5 protein-coding genes are annotated in these 3,725 nt (G+C 69.2%); all 5 read right to left on the bottom strand.

The annotated features are described in order from the left end of the window. Positions 1 to 59: 59 nt before the first annotated feature. Genes G6027_RS04095 through G6027_RS04075 form a run of 5 tightly spaced genes read right to left on the bottom strand, consistent with a single transcriptional unit; the run spans position 60 to position 3,558 of the window. Positions 60 to 428 (bottom strand): monovalent cation/H(+) antiporter subunit G, encoded by a 369-nt coding sequence (locus tag G6027_RS04095; protein WP_182635637.1) that lies wholly within the window; start codon positions 426 to 428, stop codon positions 60 to 62. Next, entirely contained in the window at positions 425 to 718 is a 294-nt protein-coding gene (locus G6027_RS04090) for a monovalent cation/H+ antiporter complex subunit F (protein ID WP_182610648.1), read from the bottom strand. Before G6027_RS04090 ends, G6027_RS04095 begins: the two co-directional genes overlap by 4 nt. After that, positions 715 to 1,362 (bottom strand): Na+/H+ antiporter subunit E, encoded by a 648-nt coding sequence (locus tag G6027_RS04085; protein WP_182635635.1) that lies wholly within the window; start codon positions 1,360 to 1,362, stop codon positions 715 to 717. Before G6027_RS04085 ends, G6027_RS04090 begins: the two co-directional genes overlap by 4 nt. Before the next feature lies 1 nt (position 1,363). Then, a complete protein-coding gene (locus tag G6027_RS04080) occupies positions 1,364 to 2,989 on the bottom strand; it encodes a Na+/H+ antiporter subunit D (RefSeq protein WP_182635634.1) in 1,626 nt (541 codons plus the stop codon). Then, complete coding sequence (locus G6027_RS04075) at positions 2,986 to 3,558, bottom strand: Na(+)/H(+) antiporter subunit C (RefSeq protein ID WP_182635632.1); 573 nt, start codon at positions 3,556 to 3,558, stop codon at positions 2,986 to 2,988. The genes G6027_RS04080 and G6027_RS04075 overlap by 4 nt, the downstream gene beginning before the upstream one ends. Between the last annotated feature and the right edge of the window lie 167 nt (positions 3,559 to 3,725).

The following is a 3,725-nucleotide window of genomic DNA, read 5'->3' as shown; positions in this document are numbered from 1 at the left end:
GGGCGCCCCGGAGCGCAGGCGCTGGAGCGGATGCCGGGAGTCGGCCGGGCGGGACGCCGTCAGGGTGTGTTCTTGCGATTGGCCTCGCTCGCCTGGAACTTCTCCAGGACCGGGGCCTCGTGGGTGATGGTGCCGTCCTCGACGCTCTCGTGATACGCCAGGTTGCCCACGCGGTTGGCGATCACGGGCGCGGTGCACACGGCCACGATCCCGGCCAGCAGGAGCATTCCCAGGTCGATGTGGGGGAAGATCCGGACACTGGCCCCGAACAGCACGAGCACCAGGCCCAGCACCTGCGGCTTTGCGGCCGGGTGCATCCGGCTCAAGGTGTCGCGGAAGCGCACCAGACCGATGGCGCTGGCGAGGGTCAGCAGCGCCCCGGCGAGGACGAACAGCGCGGAGACGATCTCCCGGGGGTCGTCGCTCATGTGAGGGCCTCCTTGTGCACTCCGGTGGAGTCGCTGACCCGGAACCGGGCCACGGACACCGATCCGAGGAAGGCGACCAGCGCCAACGCAACCAGGGCGGCCGCGGCGGTGGTGTCCTTGCTCCAGGCGATGTACACGCCGACCCCGCACTGGGCGATGGCGGCGAGCATGTCCAGGGAGATCAGCCGGTCGAGGGTGTTGGGCCCACCGATCAGCCGGATCATCGTGGTGAACAGTGCGAGCGTCAGGGCGACCACGGCCGCGCTCCACAGCAGCAGTGACAGGCTCATCGGTGCTCCTCGCTGTCTGGTACGGGCTTGGGTGCGTGGTCGTGGACGCGGTCCGGGCCGCTGCTCCCGTATTCCTCTGCCGGGGCGCAGTAGTGCTGCGGGCTAGGTTTCCAGTCCTCGGGGCGTTCGAACGCCCGGACGTACAACTGTTCCACGTGGGCGGTCTGGCGACGGAACCTCTCGACCGCCTCGGGACTCCCGGCGTCCAGGACGTGGACGTACACGTACCGGGCCACCGGGTCGACGCGCACGACGATTCCGCCGGGCATGAGATTGAGGGTGTTGACGGCCAGGGCGAGGGTGAAGTCCGATTTCAACTGCATCGGTGCCCTGAGCACGGCGGACCGGGGCGGAGCCTGCGGGCGCACTGACAGCCACGCCACCGCGATCGAGGAGCGGACAAGATAGTAGGCCACCACGATCACCAGCCACACCGTGGACACGGGCCTGACCAGACCCTCCACGGGGACGCGGGGTAGCGGGAGCATCACCATCACCACGATCGCGACGAGCACCCCGGCGACGATCGTCCCGAGCTCGACCGGACCCCACAGCATGACCCAGGCGACCGTCAGCCACAGAGCCATGAACACGCGGGAACCGATGACCCGGGGGTCGAGTCGGACCTTGATCCTGCGGGCCATGTCAGCGCACCCCCGTCACGGAGTCGACGTAGCGTTCGGGCGTGGAATCGAGGGGGATGGTGTCCAGGTAGTCGTTCCGCTCCATGAGGCTCGCGGCGGCCCGATCGGTGACCCCGAGCAGCGGGCCGGCGAACACCGTCATCAACAAGGAGACCACGATGAGGGCCATGGTGGGCGCGAGCATGCTCAGCGGCATCCGGCCCACCTCCTCGCGCTCGTCGAACTCCACGTACTCGTCGGAGGGCAGCAGGGCCAACGGCTTGGCCAGGGCCACCGCGCCCTCGGGGGCGTCGGCGCGGGGACGCCAGAACGCCTTGGACCACACGCGGACCACCACGTGGAGCGTCAGCAGGCTGGTGACCATGGCCCCGGCGATGAGGACCCACATGAGCGGCCCGCCGACCTCGGCGCCGGCCTGGACCACCGCGAGCTTGCCGATGAAGCCGGAGAAGGGTGGGATCCCGCCGAGGTTGAGGGCGGGGATGAGGAAGACGACGGCGAGGACGGGGCTGGCCACGGCGAGCGACCCCAGACGGCGGAGGGAGGACGACCCGGCCTGCCGTTCGATCAGCCCGACCACCAGGAACAGGGTTGTCTGCACGATGATGTGGTGGCCGACGTAGTAGATCGCCGCACTCAGGCCGTACCCGGTCGACAGGGCGATGCCGAAGATCATGTACCCGATGTGGCTGACCAGGGTGAAGGACAGTATTCGTTTGATGTCCGACTGTGCGATCGCGCCGAGGATGCCGATGACCATCGTCAGCAGACCCGCCACCAGCAGGACGCCGTCCATGGAGCCGCCGGGGAACACGAGGGTGTGGAACCGGATGATCGCGTAGACGCCCACCTTGGTCAGCAGCCCGGCGAATACCGCGGTGACGGGGGCGGGTGCGGTGGGGTAGGAGTCGGGCAGCCAGGTCGAGAGGGGGAAGACGGCCGCCTTGATGCCGAACGCCACCAGGAAGACGGCGAAGATCGTGTTCCGCAGCCCGTCGGGAACCTCGGCCATCCGCACGGACAGCTGCGCCAGGTTGAGCGTGCCCGCGGCCGAGTAGGTCAGTGCGATGCCCAACAGGAACACCATCGAGGACACCATCGACACGACGGTGTAGGAGACCCCCGCGCGGACCCGTTCCTGGCTGGCGCCGAGCGTGAGCAGGACGTAGGACGCGGCCAGCAGCATCTCGAACCCGACGAACAGGTTGAACAGGTCGCCGGCGACGAACGCCGCGTTCAGTCCCGCCGCGAGCGCCAGGTAGGTGGGCAGGAAGATGGAGGTGGGCTGGTCGCCGTCTCCGTCGCGGACACCCTGGCCCACGGCGTAGATGATCACCGTGAGCAACACGATGGCCGACACGCAGAGCATGAGGGCGCTGAGCCGGTCCGCCACCAGCGTGATGCCCACGGGTGCGTCCCAGCCGCCCACCTGCACCGTGTGTACGCCGTGTTGGTCGGTGAGCACCAGCAGGACGCCCGCGATGACCAGCACCCCGGTGAGCGTGACGATGGTGATGATGTTCTGCACCCGTGGCCGGCGGGAGACCACCAGGCACAAGGCCGCGGCGAGCAGGGGGATCAGGACGACGGACGGGATGAGGTAGCCGAACAGTTCGGGGGAGATCACCGGCCACCCTCCTTTCCGTCGTCCGGGTTCTTCTTCCTGCGGGCGCGCGACGCGGACACGGTCCGCGCGCGGGCCTCCGCTTCGGCTTCCGCCTCGGCCTCCTCCAGGTCCTCGTCGTCGTAGTCGACGTGGTCTCCCAGCTCGGTGGGTTGACCCGTGGTGTGGTCGTCGGACAGGTCCCGGTCGGGCGCAGACCAGGCGTCGGTGGGCGAGCGCTTGGCGATCTTGGTGTCCTCGGCGTCGTCGGCGACCTCGTCGGCGGTGGTGAACTGGTAGGAGCGGTAGGCCAGCGCCAGGATGAAGGCCCCGACACCGGCGGTGATCACGATCGCGGTGAGGATCATCCCGTGGGACAGCGGGTCCGAGTCGGCGGCGTCGGGACTCCGGCCACGCCCCATGATCGGCGGGCTGCCGGGCGGTCCCCCCGCGGCCAACAGGAGCAGGTTGATGCCGTTGGAGAAGATCATGATCCCCAGCAGGATCTTGATGATCGCCCGTTCCAGCAGCAGGTAGACCCCGGCCGCGCAGAGGAGCCCGGCGAGCAGCAGCAGTCCGAAGTCGGCGGTCATGACCAGCCTCCTGACGGGGCGCCCTGGTTCTCGGTGGCCTCGCGGCGAGCGGCGAGGTCGGAGCGTGCGCCGTCGGCGTCCACGCCGGGGACGCTGCGCAGTGCGGCCGTGGACGGCGACGTGGTGGCGTCGACGTAGATGGCGCGGAGCTCCTCGAGATCCTCGGC

This window comes from Dietzia sp. SLG310A2-38A2 (genome assembly GCF_014145095.1).
Taxonomy (GTDB): domain Bacteria; phylum Actinomycetota; class Actinomycetes; order Mycobacteriales; family Mycobacteriaceae; genus Dietzia.
The sequence above is the reverse complement of the archived record's forward strand: the minus strand, read 5'-3'. Positions and strand labels throughout refer to the sequence as shown.

Excerpts from the sequence above, each read along its gene's own strand:
- G6027_RS04075 (WP_182635632.1), bottom strand. The coding sequence starts at position 3,558 with ATGACCGCCGACTTCGGACTGCTGCTGCTCGCCGGGCTCCTCTGCGCG.
- G6027_RS04090 (WP_182610648.1), bottom strand. The coding sequence starts at position 718 with ATGAGCCTGTCACTGCTGCTGTGGAGCGCGGCCGTGGTCGCCCTGACG.
- G6027_RS04085 (WP_182635635.1), bottom strand. The coding sequence starts at position 1,362 with ATGGCCCGCAGGATCAAGGTCCGACTCGACCCCCGGGTCATCGGTTCC.
- G6027_RS04095 (WP_182635637.1), bottom strand. The coding sequence starts at position 428 with ATGAGCGACGACCCCCGGGAGATCGTCTCCGCGCTGTTCGTCCTCGCC.